General features: G+C 60.2%; 11 protein-coding genes and 3 pseudogenes. 3 read left to right on the top strand and 11 right to left on the bottom strand.

The window, feature by feature from the left end; translation table 11 throughout:
- Positions 1 to 408 precede the first annotated feature (408 nt).
- From rho to rpoE, 5 genes and pseudogenes are all read right to left on the bottom strand, one after another.
- Positions 409 to 1,725 (bottom strand): annotated as a pseudogene (gene rho, locus BN871_RS08100) (transcription termination factor Rho); the annotation flags it as partial.
- A gap of 319 nt (positions 1,726 to 2,044) precedes the next feature.
- A pseudogene (locus BN871_RS08095) lies at positions 2,045 to 3,299 on the bottom strand (UDP-N-acetylglucosamine 1-carboxyvinyltransferase).
- Between the two features lie 535 nt (positions 3,300 to 3,834).
- Entirely contained in the window at positions 3,835 to 4,233 is a 399-nt protein-coding gene (locus tag BN871_RS08085; RefSeq protein ID WP_021881673.1) for a response regulator, read from the bottom strand.
- A 196-nt stretch (positions 4,234 to 4,429) separates the two neighbouring features.
- Entirely contained in the window at positions 4,430 to 6,031 is a 1,602-nt protein-coding gene (locus tag BN871_RS08080) for a CTP synthase (protein ID WP_048745300.1), read from the bottom strand.
- A gap of 322 nt (positions 6,032 to 6,353) precedes the next feature.
- Positions 6,354 to 6,911 carry a DNA-directed RNA polymerase subunit delta gene (gene rpoE, locus BN871_RS08075; RefSeq protein WP_048745299.1) on the bottom strand — a complete coding sequence of 186 codons (558 nt, stop codon included), beginning with the start codon at positions 6,909 to 6,911 and terminating at the stop codon, positions 6,354 to 6,356.
- Between the two features lie 559 nt (positions 6,912 to 7,470).
- Here rpoE and BN871_RS26695 point away from each other — a divergent pair.
- Both BN871_RS26695 and BN871_RS08070 read left to right on the top strand, forming a co-directional pair.
- Positions 7,471 to 7,728 (top strand): hypothetical protein, encoded by a 258-nt coding sequence (locus BN871_RS26695; RefSeq protein ID WP_083436317.1) that lies wholly within the window; start codon positions 7,471 to 7,473, stop codon positions 7,726 to 7,728.
- Positions 7,701 to 8,594 carry a S8 family peptidase gene (locus tag BN871_RS08070; protein ID WP_083436316.1) on the top strand — a complete coding sequence of 298 codons (894 nt, stop codon included), beginning with the start codon at positions 7,701 to 7,703 and terminating at the stop codon, positions 8,592 to 8,594. The genes BN871_RS26695 and BN871_RS08070 overlap by 28 nt, the downstream gene beginning before the upstream one ends.
- Positions 8,595 to 8,635: 41 nt before the next feature.
- Here BN871_RS08070 and argS read toward each other — a convergent pair.
- The 6 genes and pseudogenes from argS to speE form a co-directional block, all read right to left on the bottom strand.
- Positions 8,636 to 10,311, bottom strand: a pseudogene (gene argS, locus BN871_RS08065) (arginine--tRNA ligase).
- Entirely contained in the window at positions 10,308 to 10,841 is a 534-nt protein-coding gene (locus BN871_RS08060; protein ID WP_048745298.1) for a DUF1934 domain-containing protein, read from the bottom strand. The pseudogene argS and the gene BN871_RS08060 overlap by 4 nt, the downstream one beginning before the upstream one ends.
- A gap of 248 nt (positions 10,842 to 11,089) precedes the next feature.
- Positions 11,090 to 11,611, bottom strand: coding sequence for a DNA-deoxyinosine glycosylase (locus BN871_RS08055; protein ID WP_021881256.1), 522 nt, complete (start codon positions 11,609 to 11,611; stop codon positions 11,090 to 11,092).
- A gap of 114 nt (positions 11,612 to 11,725) precedes the next feature.
- A complete protein-coding gene (locus BN871_RS08050) occupies positions 11,726 to 11,980 on the bottom strand; it encodes a hypothetical protein (RefSeq protein WP_021881255.1) in 255 nt (84 codons plus the stop codon).
- A 195-nt stretch (positions 11,981 to 12,175) separates the two neighbouring features.
- On the bottom strand, positions 12,176 to 13,045 hold the full coding sequence (speB, locus tag BN871_RS08045; protein WP_048745297.1) for an agmatinase: 870 nt from the start codon (positions 13,043 to 13,045) through the stop codon (positions 12,176 to 12,178).
- Positions 13,045 to 13,872 (bottom strand): polyamine aminopropyltransferase, encoded by an 828-nt coding sequence (gene speE, locus BN871_RS08040; protein ID WP_048745303.1) that lies wholly within the window; start codon positions 13,870 to 13,872, stop codon positions 13,045 to 13,047. Before speE ends, speB begins: the two co-directional genes overlap by 1 nt.
- A 429-nt stretch (positions 13,873 to 14,301) precedes the next feature.
- Here speE and BN871_RS08035 point away from each other — a divergent pair.
- Positions 14,302 to 15,150 (top strand): transglycosylase domain-containing protein (locus tag BN871_RS08035; RefSeq protein ID WP_198158024.1); only part of this gene is annotated, 849 nt, incomplete at its 3' end.

Below are 15,150 nucleotides of genomic sequence, written 5' to 3'. Positions count from 1 at the left end.
GGCTTCGCCGGATGCCGCAGGGCGGCTTGCCGGACGCTCGGCGGCGCCGGTCGAGCCCAGCTCCGGAGAGGAGCCGCCGAAGCGCTGCTCCGTGCCTGCCGGACGCGTCGAAGCGGAATATCCGCCCGGACGCTGTCCGCTTACCGGACGGGAGCCGACGGGACGGGTGCCCGGACGGGAAACCCCGCTGCCTGCAGGACGATTGCTTCCGTAGGACGAGCTGCCGCTCGCGCCTCCGGGACGAGAGCTGTAGCCTTCACTCCGCCCCGGCGGCGTAGAGGTCGGCGATGAGCTGCCGCCGATGCCCGCGACCTGAGCCGTCTGGCCGGAAGCTCCTTGCCGGTAAGCGCCGGCTCCGTTGTTGCCGCTCCTGTAGCTGGACGTGTTGGACACGATCGGGCTGCCGCCTGCCGGTCCGCTGGCAGGACTGCCGCCGGCCGCCGCGGAAGGAGCGCTGCCCGTGCTGCCCCGCGCGCCGCTCTTCGACTCCAGCGTGGCCAGGAATTCGGCGTTCGTCTTCGTCTCGCCCAGCCTCTTCAGGAAATTGTCCACGAACTCCATGGAATCGTTCATATTCTTGCGGATGACCCAGATTTTATCCAGCTCTTCCTTCGTCAGCAGGAGGTCCTCGCGGCGCGTGCCCGAACGGCGGATATCCAGCGCAGGGAAGATGCGGCGCTCAGCCAGCTTGCGGTCGAGATGAAGCTCCATGTTGCCCGTTCCTTTGAATTCTTCGTAAATGATGTCGTCCATCCGGGAGCCCGTGTCGATCAGCGCCGTGGCCAGGATGGTCAGGCTGCCGCCTTCCTCGATGTTCCGCGCCGAGCCGAAGAAGCGCTTCGGGCGATGGAAGGCAGCCGGATCGATGCCGCCGCTCAGCGTGCGTCCGGAAGGCGGGATGACCAGGTTGTAGGCCCGCGCGAGCCGGGTAATGCTGTCGAGAAGGATGACGACATCCTTCTTGTGCTCGACCATGCGCAGAGCGCGTTCCAGCACAAGCTCCGCGACCTTGATATGGTTCTCCGGCAGCTCATCGAAGGTCGAGGCGACAACTTCGCCCCGCACGGAGCGCTGCATGTCCGTCACTTCCTCCGGCCTCTCGTCGATCAGCAGCACGAACAGCTCGATCTCCGGGTTGTTTTCCGAGATGCTGTTTGCGATTTCCTTCAGCAGAAGCGTCTTGCCGGCTTTGGGAGGGGCAACGATCAGGCCGCGCTGGCCGAGTCCGACAGGTGCGAGCAAATCCATGATTCGGGTGGACAAACGATGCGGAGTCGTTTCAAGGACGAGTTTCTTTTGCGGGAACAATGGGGTCAAGGCAGGGAAATGCAGGCGGTCGGCAGCCGTTTCGGGGCTCATGCCGTTGACGGCATTGACTTGGAGAAGTCCGAAGTATCGCTCGCTTTCTTTTGGCGGACGGCATTTGCCCGACACGAGATCGCCGCTGCGCAGGTCGAACCTCCGGATTTGGGAAGCCGAAATGTAAATATCCTCGTTGCTCGGAAGATAGTTGATGGGACGCAAAAATCCAAAGCCCTCCGGCAGAATGTCCAGCACGCCCTGCATGAACAGAAGCCCGCCTCGTTCCGCCTGAGCGCGGAGAATGGCAAACACAAGCTCTTTCTTCCTCATCTGGTTGAAGCTCGGCACCTCGTACTGCTTGGCGAGCTTATACAGATCGTTCAATGTCATTACTTCCAGATCGGCGATCTGAAAATCACTCATGTTCTCACCACTTTATTCAGTTTTCACACCTTACCTCTTACCTCTAGAAGGGACGGTTCGAATCCTATCGGAATCTATAAGATCTATTCTTTCATTCTATCCGGCTGCACCGCGGTCTATTCCGCATCCGCGCCGGCCTGGCATCAGGTCGGAAAATCGGGACGGGATTGTCAGGAGGCCTGGACTGTCCCGGGCCGGTCGAGCCGTAGGGTCACGCTCGTTCGGCTCAAGGTGTCCTGGCAAAAAAAAGTGCGTAGCAGGCCGGCATCGGCCGGCATCGCTCGGAGGAAAAAGCCGGAGTCGAGGAGTCGGTAAGGAACTAGCGGTCCTCGCGCCACACTTCGGCGCCGAGGCGGCGGAGATTGTCGACGAGATTGTCGTAGCCCCGGTCGATATATTCAACGCCCGATATCTCGGTAACTCCGTCAGCGACGGTCAGGCCGGCCACGACAAGCGCCGCTCCGGCACGCAGATCGGATGCTTTGACCTTGGCCGCGTTGAGCCGGCTGCCTTCGATGATGGCCGAACGCCCTTCCACGCGGATGTTGGCTCCCATCCGCGCCAGCTCGGGAACATGCTTGAACCGGTTGCTGTACACGTAGTCCGTAAGGATGCTCACGCCCGACGCCTGGGTCAGCAGGCTCGTCATCGGAGATTGGAGATCGGTGGCGAAGCCCGGATAGACGAGCGCGCGCACGTCGATCGCCTCGTAATCCGGCCTGCCGATGATGCGGATCGATTCGTCCATTTCCACCACGCCGATGCCCATCTCCAGAAGCTTGGCGCTCATGGCCTCCATGTGCTTCGGAATGACGCCGTCGATCGTGACGTCCCCTCTTGTAGCGGCTGCCGCGATCATATACGTGCCGGCCTGGATGCGGTCCGGGATGATGGAATGACGGCAGCCATGCATGCTGTCCACGCCTTCGATCCGGATCGTCTCCGTGCCCGCCCCTTTGATCCTGGCCCCCATCGCGTTGAGCAGCGTGGCCACATCGATGATCTCAGGCTCTTTTGCGGCATTTTCAATCGTCGTAAGGCCTTTGGCGCGCGATGCCGCGAGCATGATGTTGATCGTCGCCCCGACGCTGACGACATCGAGATATATTTTCGCTCCGCGGAGCTCCTTGGCGGAAATCCGGATCGAGCCGTGATCGTTCGACACCTCGGCTCCAAGCGCTTCAAAGCCTTTGATATGCTGGTCGATCGGACGAGGCTCGAAATTGCAGCCGCCCGGAAGGCCGATAACAGCCTCTCCGAACCGGCCGAGCAGCGCTCCCATCAAGATAGTAGGAAGCCCGCAGCAGCTTGACCTTGCCATTGGGCATGGCGGCCGACTGCAGGTTCGACGCGTCGATCCGCATCGTGTCCCCGCTCCAGGATACGCCGGCTCCGAGCTGCTCCAGAATCTCGGCGTAGACCGCCACATCGCTTAGATGCGGAAGATTGTCCAGGACGACTTCGGATTCCGCTAAAATAGCAGCGGGCAGCAGCGCAACCGCGCTGTTCTTGGCCCCGCTGATCTGTACCGTGCCCCGCAGCGGGAGTCCGCCGCGAACCATTAATTTCTCCATCGCTGATAAATCCTCCCCGGGAAGAACAAACATCCTCCGGCCGCATCGCGGCCGGCCGCGCCTGGCGGTGCTTGAGCTGTAGATAAAGGATAAACGCCTCGCTGCACGAGAGGCTCGAGTTCGCCAAATGGACAGCGCTGCTACATAAAGACGTTGAACTATGGGACTAGGTTGCCGCGGCATCTGCCGGGTTCTGAAGGATAGGAATGGCGGCGAAAGGCGGACGCAGCAGCCAGCGCGCCGAAGTCCGCCTCGCCGCGGAAATGCCGCTATCGCGCTTGCGTGGTCTTGAGGAATGGGGCCGATCCGAACCGGCAGCCGCCGCTTGCTTGAGCGCCGGATTCGATTCATCCGCTGCATTCGGCATCTATGGGTACAGCTTGGCTTTCACGCAGGAGAAGCAAGCCCAGTGCCGAGGCTCGTCATTCTGGGCCATTATAACATACTTGAAGTTGAGATGTGTACAGACGCGGCCTCTCCCCGGCCGCTCCATCATCTCCCAATCGAGAGAGCGGACACAAAAAAAGGTCCTTGCTCAGGACCCGATGGCGTATTTGTTGTTCTCCCCGTCGCGGCGGAGCTGCATGTTGACGGCCAGCCTCATCTCATCGATATCGAACGGCTTCGTAAAGTGCATGACTGCTCCCAAATCCGTCGCTTCCTTGATCATATCGAGTTCTCCGTAAGCTGTCATCATGATGACCTTGATGCTCCGGTTGATTGTTTTCACATGCTTCAGTATTTCCAGTCCATCCATGCCGGGAATTTTCATGTCCAGCAGGACCAGATCCGGATTCTCATTGCGGACGATGTCCAGAGCCAGCTTGCCGTTGGAAGCCTGGAAGGTCGTATAGCCTTCGCTTGTGAATACCTCCATGAGCAAGACCCGGATTCCATTCTGATCGTCGACAATCAGCACCTTCTTCTTGTCCATTTCTCTACCTCCCGAGTAGTGGTCGTTTTATCTTCAGGACAAAAGCGGCCCGTAGCGTCTCATGTATCGGCGCGGCATTAAAATAGGTCTGTTCCCTGTCTATTCGACCCCTTGTTTCCGTTTTCCTTCTTCGTTATTCAAAAAACCGCCTCCATCTCCAAGGGGAGATGAAAGCGGAATCTCCCTGTGCCGGCTCCTATTCGGAGAGCTGAAGAGAGGCGTTCACAAAACCGCGGAACAGAGCCTGCGGACGGTTCGGACGGGAGGTGAATTCGGGATGGAATTGAACGGCCAGGAACCACGGATGATCCGGCAGCTCGACCATTTCCACAAGCCGTCCGTCCGGGGAAGTTCCGGAAATGCGCAATCCGGCTTTTTCAATCGTCTCGCGGTACTGGTTGTTGAACTCGTACCGATGGCGGTGGCGCTCGTAGACAAGCTCGTCATCGTACGTTTGCGCGGCCAGCGAGCCTTCCGCCAGCTTGCATGGATAGAGGCCAAGCCGCATCGTGCCGCCCATATCCTCGATGTCCTTCTGCTCGGGGAGCAGATCGATGACAGGATAAGGCGTCGTCGGGTTGATCTCGGAGCTGTTGGCTCCCTCCATGCCGACGACGTTCCGGGCATATTCGATGACGGCAACCTGCATGCCGAGACAGATGCCGAAGAACGGAATGCGCTGCTCGCGCGCATAACGGATCGCCGCGACCTTGCCTTCGATTCCCCGGTCCCCGAAGCCGCCGGGCACCAGAATGCCGTTCACGCCTTGCAGCGCTTCAGCCGCATTGCCGTCCGTCAGCTCCTCGGCGTCCACCCAGCGGATGCTTACTTCGGAATCGGCCTCGATGCCGGCATGGGCAAGGGACTCCACGATGCTGAGGTAGGCGTCGTGCAGAGCGACGTATTTGCCGACAATGGCGACCTCCGTCTTGCGCTTGAGGTTTTTCACGCGGTCGACGAGCGCTTTCCACTCGGTCATCTCCGGCTGCGGCACATCAAGCTTCAGATGATTGACGACGTACTCGTCCAGACCTTGCTCCTGGAGCATCAGCGGAACCTCGTACAGCGTCGAGGCATCGCGGCATTCAACGACGGCGTTGGGATCGATGTCGCAGAACAGGGCGATTTTGCGCTTCATTTCCTCGGAGATGGCTTTCTCCGTACGGCAGACGATGACGTTCGGCTGAATGCCGATGCTGCGCAGCTCTTTGACGCTATGCTGCGTCGGCTTTGTCTTCACTTCGCCGGCAGCCTTGATATAAGGAATGAGGGTGACATGCACATACATGACGTTGTCGCGGCCGATATCGCTCTTGATCTGGCGGATGGCCTCCAGGAACGGAAGGCTCTCGATATCCCCGACCGTGCCGCCGATTTCCGTGATGACGACATCGGAGCCGGCTTCACGTCCCGCGCGGAACACGCGCTCCTTGATCTCGTTGGTGATATGGGGGATGACTTGGACCGTGCCTCCGAGATATTCGCCGCGGCGTTCCTTCGTAATGACGGAGGAGTAGATCTTGCCGGTCGTGACGTTGCTGTTCTTGGACAGGTTGATATCGATGAAACGCTCGTAATGGCCCAGATCCAGATCCGTTTCCGCGCCGTCGTCCGTGACGAATACTTCCCCGTGCTGGTAAGGGCTCATCGTTCCCGGATCCACGTTGATGTAGGGGTCGAATTTTTGAATCGTTACCTTAAGGCCCCGGTTCTTGAGCAATCTTCCAAGCGATGCCGCGGTAATCCCTTTGCCCAGGGATGAAACCACGCCGCCTGTCACAAAAATATATTTCGTCACTGTGTGTACCCTCCATGCTCCATTGGTCTGATTAGATTGCCCAGGCACGCCTTGCTTCATGGCATTCCTGCCTTATAAAAACAAAAAAAAGTGACACCCGTATTAAGGGGGCGCACTCCTGAATAACGACATCCGATATGGAGGCAATGCCGCCGTCCACCCCCGCGGGATGGCGTGCGCTCACTGCCTTTGAGCCGATAAAATACCACTAACCGCTCCAAAAGCCCATGCAATAGTTTACTTCACCGCTTGGCCTCTGTCAAGAACGGCAAAAGCCGGAACGATGTGGGATTCCCCCCCATCCTTCCGGCTTCCCGCTGCCTTATTTCTCTTCTTCGTCCGCGTCGGAGTCGTCGTCGAAGTCTTCATCGTCATCCTCGGACTCTTCGCCTTCCGCCTCGTCGCCGCCGTCTTCATCGTCGATCTCTTCGTCGACGGCGCTCTCTTCTTCTTCGCTCTCTTCGAACTCGCGGTCTTCGTCGAATACGTCGAAGTCCTCTTCGCTCTCCGTATAGGTGTCGTCCTCTTCTCCTTCGAACACTTCCTCGTCGTCGAGGTCGTCGTCGTCGTTGATGATCCGCGGACGCTTGGCGTTGGTGATCGGATCCTCGTTCTTCTCGACCGGATACCAGCGCTTCAGGCCCCAAGTGTTGCTGCCTACGCAGGCAAACCGTCCGTCAATATTGATCTCGGTATAGACCTGGGCGATGACGTCGTTGACTTCGGCGTCCGTCAGCCCGCGGTACTTGGCGATTTCTTTCATCAGATCGCGGTAGTAAAAAGGCGTGTTCGCCGATTTCAGCACCTCGAAGGCCAGGTCGACCATCGGCATTTCGCGCAGACGCTCCGCATCGAATTTTTGAGATAGGTTCGTGCTCATGTAATCCAGACACATCCTCTCGGATAATCAAAATGGCCAGCCGATACAAGCTCGCCCTTCATGCTAAGGTCATGGTACAGTCTTGTCCACAGTCAACCTATAGTAAAACCTATTTCAATTAAAAAATCAAGACGGCCGCGAGAGGGCAGAGGGCTGCTATTGCAGCGGTCCGTCTCCCGGCGGGATATCGGAAAAGCCGGCCAAGTCCGCCGAACGGCGACGATTCATTCAGCTTGAAGACAATATGCGAGCGGCTTGCCCTTCCATCCGGGGTTCCGATCGGGACCGGAGGCTTGTCCGGCGCACCGGGATAACCGCTTGAACAGGGAAGAACGAAGGGCTGCCCCTTCGCTCCCGACTGTATCCTCCCGAACTAGGCCAGAAGCTTCTGTCCGGTTCTTAAGAGCCCTGCGACTCTTGATGGTATAGTATGAGCGCCGGCGGGCGATTGACACGGATGCGGAGCCTAAATATTGGCTGAAACGGGCAGGTGGCTCATGCGGTTCGCGTCGCGGAATCATACACTATCCAAGCATTGTCCGTCAGGAGGGACATCGTCTTGGATAATTTGCTCCGTTGGCTTCGCGACACCCTTTCCTCCACCGGCACCAAATGTCTGAATTACCTGATTCGCTTCCGGCATGAACGGGACTATAGAGCCTTCCTGGACGAGTGGAGGGCTTCTGCTCCCGCTGGCAGCCTCCGCCTGCATCCCATTCCGCTGATTCGGGCCGTCACGTTCACCGCGCCCGCAGCTGCGGGCAAACCCCGTCTGCCTCCGGGGTATGGATGGAAGAAGACCGCCTCGTGCGGGTAGAGGCCGCTCCCGCTGCGCAGCGGGTTCCAGCCGAGAAGGGACTTCCCTGGGGCGTACAGCAGATCAGAGCCCCGCTGGCCTGGAACCGCACGACCGGACACCGGATCAAGATCGGCGTCATCGATACCGGCATCGACCACAGCCATCCCGACCTCAAGTCTTCCATAGGCAAAGGCATCAACCTGATCGACCGCACCCAGCTGCCCCATGACGACAACGGCCATGGGACCCATATCGCCGGCACGATCGCCGCGGCCAACCAGCCGAGCGGCATGATCGGAGTCGCTCCCCGATCGATGGTGTACCCGGTCAAGGCATTCGACTACAACGGAAGCGCCTATGTCTCGGACATCATCCTCGGCATCGAATGGTGCGTGCGCAGCGGCATGCACATCATCAATATGAGCTTCGGGATGAGATCGCGCAGCAAGTCGCTGCTGGCAGCCTGCGCCAATGCGACGAATGCGGGCGTCGTCATCGTCGCTTCATCCGGCAACGACGGCAAGCGCCGCTCGGTGGATTATCCGGCCCGTTACCCGCAGACGATCTCCGTCGGCGCCACCAACCGGCTCAGGCGCATCGCCGCTTTCAGCAACCGGGGGCCGTACATTGATATCTATGCGCCCGGAGACCGGATTCATTCGGCCTGGATCAAAGGCAAATACAACGAAATGAGCGGCACCTCCATGGCTACGTCCCATGTGAGCGGAGCGGTTGCGCTGCTGCTCGCCCGCTATCCCGAATTGACTCCTGCGGATATCAAGTCCATCCTCCGGAAATCCATGATCCCGCTGAGGGGAGCCAAAAATGCCAAAACTCCCGGCGAGCTCGATGTGCCCAAAATGATGAAAGCCGCAGAATCGTAATCGATTCTGCGGCTTTTTCGAGCGCTCGGGATGATGCCGGCCTACATGCGCTCCGGAGCGGAGACGCCGATCAGGCGCAGGACGTTCGCGATGACGGTCCGGACGGCTCCAAGCAGAGCCAGGCGGGCATGCGCCTGGGCCAGGTCGTCCGTGATGACGCGCTCGGCGCGGTAGTAGCTGTGCAGCTGGGAAGCCAGCTCGTAGACATAGCGGACGAGCCGGTGCGGAGCATACTGATCCGCGGCCAGCTTGATTTCCTGCGGGAATTCAGCCATTTTCAGAAGCAGGTCGTACTCATGCTCGGACGCCAGCTTGGACAGGTCCACCTCCGCCAGCGGCAGCGGGTTGATTCCCTGCTCTGCGGCTTGGCGGAGGATGCTGCAGATTCTGGCATGGGCGTACTGCACGTAATAGACGGGATTCTCGTTGGAGGTCGATACGGCCAGGTCCATGTCGAAGTCCAGATGCGAGTCCATGCTGCGCATCGTGAAGAAGTAGCGGATGGCATCCACGCCGACCTCGTCCATCAGGTCCTCCATCGTGACGGCTTTGCCCGTACGCTTGGACATTTTGACCTTCTCGCCGTTCTGGAACAGGCTGACCATCTGGGCGATGAGCACGACCAGCTTGTCCGGATCGTTGCCGAGAGCTTCCATGGCCGCCTTCATGCGGGGAATGTAGCCGTGGTGATCGGCGCCCCAAATATTGATCATCGTATCGTAGCCGCGCGCGTATTTGTCTCGATGATAGGCGATATCCGGCGTCAGGTAGGTGTACGACCCGTCGTTCTTGATGAGAACGCGGTTTTTGTCGTCTCCGTATGCCGTCGTATTCAGCCAGGTCGCGCCTTCTTCCTCGTAGACCTCTCCCTTCTCGCGAAGAAGATCCAGGCGTCGGTGACGAGCCCGTTCTCATACAGGGAAGTCTCGCTGTACCAGAGATCGAAGCCGACGCGGAACCGTTCAAGATCGCGCTTGATCTTGCCCAGCTCGCGCTCCAGTCCGTAGGCCTTGAGGAACGCGAAACGTTCCGTGTCGTCCATCGAGAGCAGGGAATCGCCCTTTTCCTCGACGAGCTGCTTGGCGAAGCCGACGATGTCCTCGCCGTGATAGCCGTCCTCCGGCAGCTCGGCTTGCTGTCCGAGCTGCTGGCGGTAGCGGGCTTCGATCGACTTGGCCAGGTTGTTCACCTGGGCGCCCGCGTCATTGATGTAGTATTCACGGGTCACTTCGTTGCCCGCGAAATCAAGCACGTTGCACAGGGCGTCGCCGACGGCCGCGCCGCGGGCATGGCCCAGGTGCAGGCTGCCGGTCGGATTGGCGCTGACGAACTCCATCTCCACGCGCTTGCCCGTGCTCTCGCCTCGGCCGTACGCGTCGCCGGCCTCATGCACCTGGCCGACGACCGGATACAGGTACGAGCGGTCCAGGCGGAAGTTGATGAAGCCTGGTCCCGCGATATCCGCCGACAGGATGGACGCTTTCTCCTTGTCGAGATGAGCCAGGATCGCCTCGGCGATCTGGCGCGGGTTTTTGCGGGCGATCTTGGTCAGCTGCATGGCGGCGTTGGTCGCCAGGTCGCCGTGGGCTTTGTCGCGCGGCACCTCCAGCACGAATACAGGCAGCTCTTCGCGGGCGGCAAGCCCGGCGGCTACGGCTGCATCGGCGATGGCGCCGCTGATGGCGGCATAAACTTGTTCAAGCACGTTCTGACTCATGAATGGGTATCCTCCTGTATATGAAGCCGCAATTGAAAGCGGCCGCTTAACTGATCCTCGATCCGCAGCCGGTAGGTCCAAGCCAGCGTCAGCGGCAGCAGGCCGCCTGCCTCGCCCTCGGCGGACAGCGCCTCCGTCTCGACCGTCATCCGAAAAGCCAGATGGCCGGATGCATAGCTGCCCTGGCGCTTCGAGCCGGCTGCGAACGTCTGCTCCGATTGCACTCCGCCGCGGCGCGTAAGACGGATCTCGTCCCCGCTCCACCGGATCAACGTCCTCACGGCGCCATGCAGCTCGTCCATCTCCTCGTAGCGGATGTATCGGCTTTTTCCTTTAGCGAAAAATTCGCCTCTATGCGTGACGGGCGGAGCCGCTTCCCCGTCCTGGCTGCTGCGGATGGCAATGAGGACGGCGGAGCGGCCTTCGTCCACGCCGGCTGTGCGGGCAGCTGTCCCGCCGTCGGCGGTTCCTTCCGCAATGGGCGGGCCGGCGGCTTCCGACGCCGACCGGCTTGTTTCATGTTCGTTCATGCCGCAGGCTCACCCCCGAATGCTCGTCTGCACCGGGAAGGTCTCTTGCAGAGAATTGCCCGGCGCGGCTCTCCGATGTTATCTTCCCTACTATAAACAGTTCATCCCTTGATTTCAACGGCTGGAACGGCCGCAACGGCGCGATAAACAGGAAATCCCATGCCCCCGGACAGCTGGCATGGGATGTTTCTCCGCCTGATGCGGGGTACGGAAGCCGGCCGCTCCGATGCCAAGCGCCGAGGCAGCGGTCATTCCTTCAAATAAGGCAGCAGCATGCGCCACTTCTCAAGCCGGTCCTCCAGCGTGCGCATGGCCGGGGTAGGAATCGGGCTGCTCGATGGCAGGCGCAGCAAGTCCAGATGCGCAAGACCGGGATGTCCGGCAAAATGCTTGCGGTAAATCTCGTAGGACTTGCTCCCGTTGAAGGCGAGCGCCTGGAGAGACGGATAGCTGGCGGCGAGGCCGGGCAGATCGTTCGGAACCGCATTCCTTATGTTCATGTCCAGGCTGCCTTCCCTATGGCAATGTTCAATCATGTCCCATAGGCCTATCCCCTGGCCGGCCGCGTAAGCAAGCCTGTCCCCGTAAGCCTCGTCCGGTTCCAGCCCGCGCAGCCCGTACAGCAATCTCCATAAATAATTGCGCTCGTTCGCATAATAGCGCTGCTCCTGAAGCGACTTTGCCCCCGGCATGCTGCCAAGGACCAGCACTCTCGCTCCTTCGCCTATCATCGGAGGAAACGAGCGGACCTTGTCCTTGTCCTCGTCCAAGTCCGTATCACCTCAACGAAGAAATCCGGCGGGGGCCTGCGGCCCGATGCCGCAGCCGTCACCTGCCGGATTTCAGAGATAGAGCCCCGATGCGAGCCGCCGAGCCCGTCCCGGTCAGGAATTGCCCCGGAAGGCGGGCGGCGTCCCGTCGAGCTTCTCGATTTTGCTGCAAATCTCGTGATGCCACTCCGTGTCGCCTGTCATCGATGCGATCAGCGACATATTGTACAAATTCGCCAGCCGCCTGCAGTGGGAAGCGTTGACCGCCAGGCAGTGCTCGAAGTCCGCCTGTTCTTCGTCCGTCAAGGCACGGCGTTCGCGAATGGTCCACAGCTCGGCCAGATGTTCATGTATCGGCAGCAATCCCATTGTGTTGCACCTCCTTGTATTCTATCAGCCAGTATCGCCAAAGAACTAGAGGTCCAAGCACGGCGGACGAAAAATTTCGGCCTCCTCTTATCAGCGGCATATCCCGGACAAGGACTTCCGGTTTCTAAAGGGAGAGCTGCTGCACTGCCGGAATGAAAAACGGCCGGCCCTTGCGGGCCGACCGGCTTGATCTCTTTACTTGATGAAGCCGAGCAGCATCTCGCGGATCACCTTGGAAGCGACGATCTGCGTCTGCTCCGTCGGATCGTAAGCCGGGGCTACCTCAACCAGGTCGCAGCCGACGACGTTGACGCCGGACTTCGCGATGGCATGCACCGCCTCCAGCAGCTCCTTGCTCGTGATGCCGCCTGCTTCCGCAGTGCCGGTGCCCGGCGCGGCGGAAGGATCCAGGACGTCGATGTCGATCGTCAGGTAGACCGGACGGCCAGCCAGCTCGGGCAGCGCCTTCTTCAGCGGCTCGAGCACCTCGAACGGATGGAAGTTGATGTTCTCGCGGGCATACTGCCACTCCTCGCGGGAGCCGGAGCGGATGCCGAATTGATAGATGTTCTTGCCGCCCATCAGGCCGGCCGCCTTGCGCAGCGGCGTGGAGTGGGACAGCGGCTCGCCTTCGTACGACTCGCGCAGATCGGCGTGAGCGTCGAAATGGATGATTGCGAGGTCCGGATATTTCTTGTAGACCTCCTGGAAGATCGGCCAGCTGACGAGATGCTCGCCGCCGAGGCCGACCGGCATCTTGCCGTCGGCCAGAATGCCGGCCACGAACTCGCCGATGATGTCGAGCGAGCGGGCAGCGTTGCCGAACGGAAGCAGCAGGTCGCCGGCGTCGAAGTATTCGATCTCTTCGAGGCTGCGGTCCAGGTACGGGCTGTATTCCTCCAGGCCGATCGACACCTCGCGGATGCGGGCGGGGCCGAAGCGGGAGCCTGGGCGGAAGCTCACGGTGAAGTCCATCGGCATGCCGTAGATGACGGCGCGGGAGGCTTCATAATTCTCGGAGCTGAGGATGAAGACGTTGCCGGAGTATTTTTGGTCGATTTTCATTATTTCACCAGATCCTCGACGAACTTCGGCAGCACGAACGCAGCCTTGTGCAGGCGCGGCGTGTAGTACTTCGTCTCGCGCTCCGGAATGGCGGTCTCGTCCACGGCGAGCGGATCATGCTTCTTGGAGCCCATCGTGAAGGTCCACAGGCCGCTCGGATAGGTCGGAACGTTGGCCCAGAACACGCGCACGACCGGGAATACTTCCTTCACGTCTCGGTTGACGCTCTGGATGAGGTCGGCCTTGAACCACGGGTTGTCCGTCTGGGCGACGAACAGGCCGTCGTCCTTCAGCGCCTCGTAGATGCCTTGGTAGAAGCCGCGCGTGAACAGGTTGGCCGCAGGGCCGACCGGCTCGGTGGAGTCGACCATGATGACGTCGTACTCGTTCTTATGGTCGTGGATATGCATGAAGCCGTCGTTCACATGGACCTCGACGCGGGCGTCGTCCAGTCCGGATGCGATGTTCGGCAAATATTTCTTGGAGTATTCAATGACCTTGCCGTCGATGTCGACAAGCACGACCCGCTTGACCTTCTCATGCTTGAGGATCTCGCGCACGACGCCGCCGTCGCCGCCGCCGACCACGAGCACCTGCTCCGGATTCGGATGCGTGTTGAGGGCCGGGTGAGCGACCATCTCATGGTAGACGAACTCGTCCTTGTCCGTCGTCATGACCATGCCGTCGAGGACGAGCATCGTGCCGAATTCATCGGTCTCGATCATGGCGAGCTGCTGGAAGTCCGTCTGCTCGTTGACGTAGGTTTCTTTGATTTTGGCCGTAATGCCGTAGGTTTCGGTTTGTTTCTCGGTATACCACAATTCCATGGTAAGAGTCCCTTCTTTCTTCTTCAGGTTGGGGACGGAAGGACCGTCCATCGGATGCTGACCGCCCCGGCAAGCCGGCTCAAGCAATACGGCCTCGCCAGCGATGGGATGGCGCACGTATGCGATGGAGCAACGAGATTATATGTGCTGAAGGCAATATCCTCTAGGGCGAGAACTCGAAGCGCAGGGATGCCGGCGAAGGCTCTTGCGCATCCATTTCTCCCGTTCAAAGGCGATACGGCAAAAGAAGCTTTTGTCGGATCTGCCTCCTTAAGGTCGACGGTTCAACCTGTATTATAGTCAAATCCCCCCTTCAATACAAACGTTTCCCCGTGATTTTTCGCGCTTTTCCGCCCTTTGAATAGAGGTCCGCCGGATTATCCATACTATGGAAAAAGATGTCGAATCCGGGAAAGGAACACATCCTCTATGAGCAATCCCCTCCGTCCCAGACGAAGGCTCTCCCGCGGCCGCGGCAATTCCGTCCTCCCCGGCCTCTCCGCCCTGGCGGCCGGACGGCCGCTCCGGCTGCTCGGGCTGCTGGCCGGCACCGCGATGTCCGTGGGACTGCTTGCGCTCAGCATCCTGCTGCTGTCGCTGCGCCTTCAATCGCTGCCCGCCTCCTCGGCTGTCCGGCTGACCGAGATCTACGACGCCTCCGGCCAGCTGATGGATTCGTTCCGCGCCGGCCAAAGCCGCGAATCCGTCCCGCTGCAGCGGATATCCCCCTATCTCGTCCAGGCGACGCTCGCGATCGAGGACCATCGCTTCTACAAGCATGGCGGCTTCGACGTGAAGGGCATGGCGCGTGCGGCCGCCGTGAACCTGGAGAGCGGCCGGGCGCGCCAAGGCGCCAGCACCATCACGCAGCAGCTGGCCCGCAACCTCTATCTGACGCATGAGCGGACCTGGAAGCGCAAGCTCAAGGAAGCGATGTACACCGCCCAGCTGGAGATGAACTATTCCAAGGACGAGATTCTCGGCATGTACTTGAACCAGATCTATTACGGTCACGGCGCCTATGGAATCGGCAAGGCGGCGAGGATGTACTTCGGCAAAAGCGCCGCGGAGCTGACGCTGGCCGAAAGCGCGATGCTCGCCGGCGTCCCCAAGGGCCCGAAATACTACTCGCCTTATATGGACATGGACAACGCCGTCCGCAGGCAGCGCCTGATTCTGAAAGCGATGCTGGACGCCGGCGGCATCACGGCGGAGCAAGCGGCGGAAGCCCGCGGGCAGCAGCTCGCGCTTCGTCCGCTGGAGCCGGGCGGAACGGGC

It is taken from the genome of Paenibacillus sp. P22 (genome assembly GCF_000469945.2).
Classification (GTDB): Bacteria; Bacillota; Bacilli; order Paenibacillales; family Paenibacillaceae; genus Paenibacillus_O; species Paenibacillus_O humicus.
Note: the sequence above shows the minus strand (reverse complement) of the source record. Positions and strands in the feature narration are given on the sequence as shown.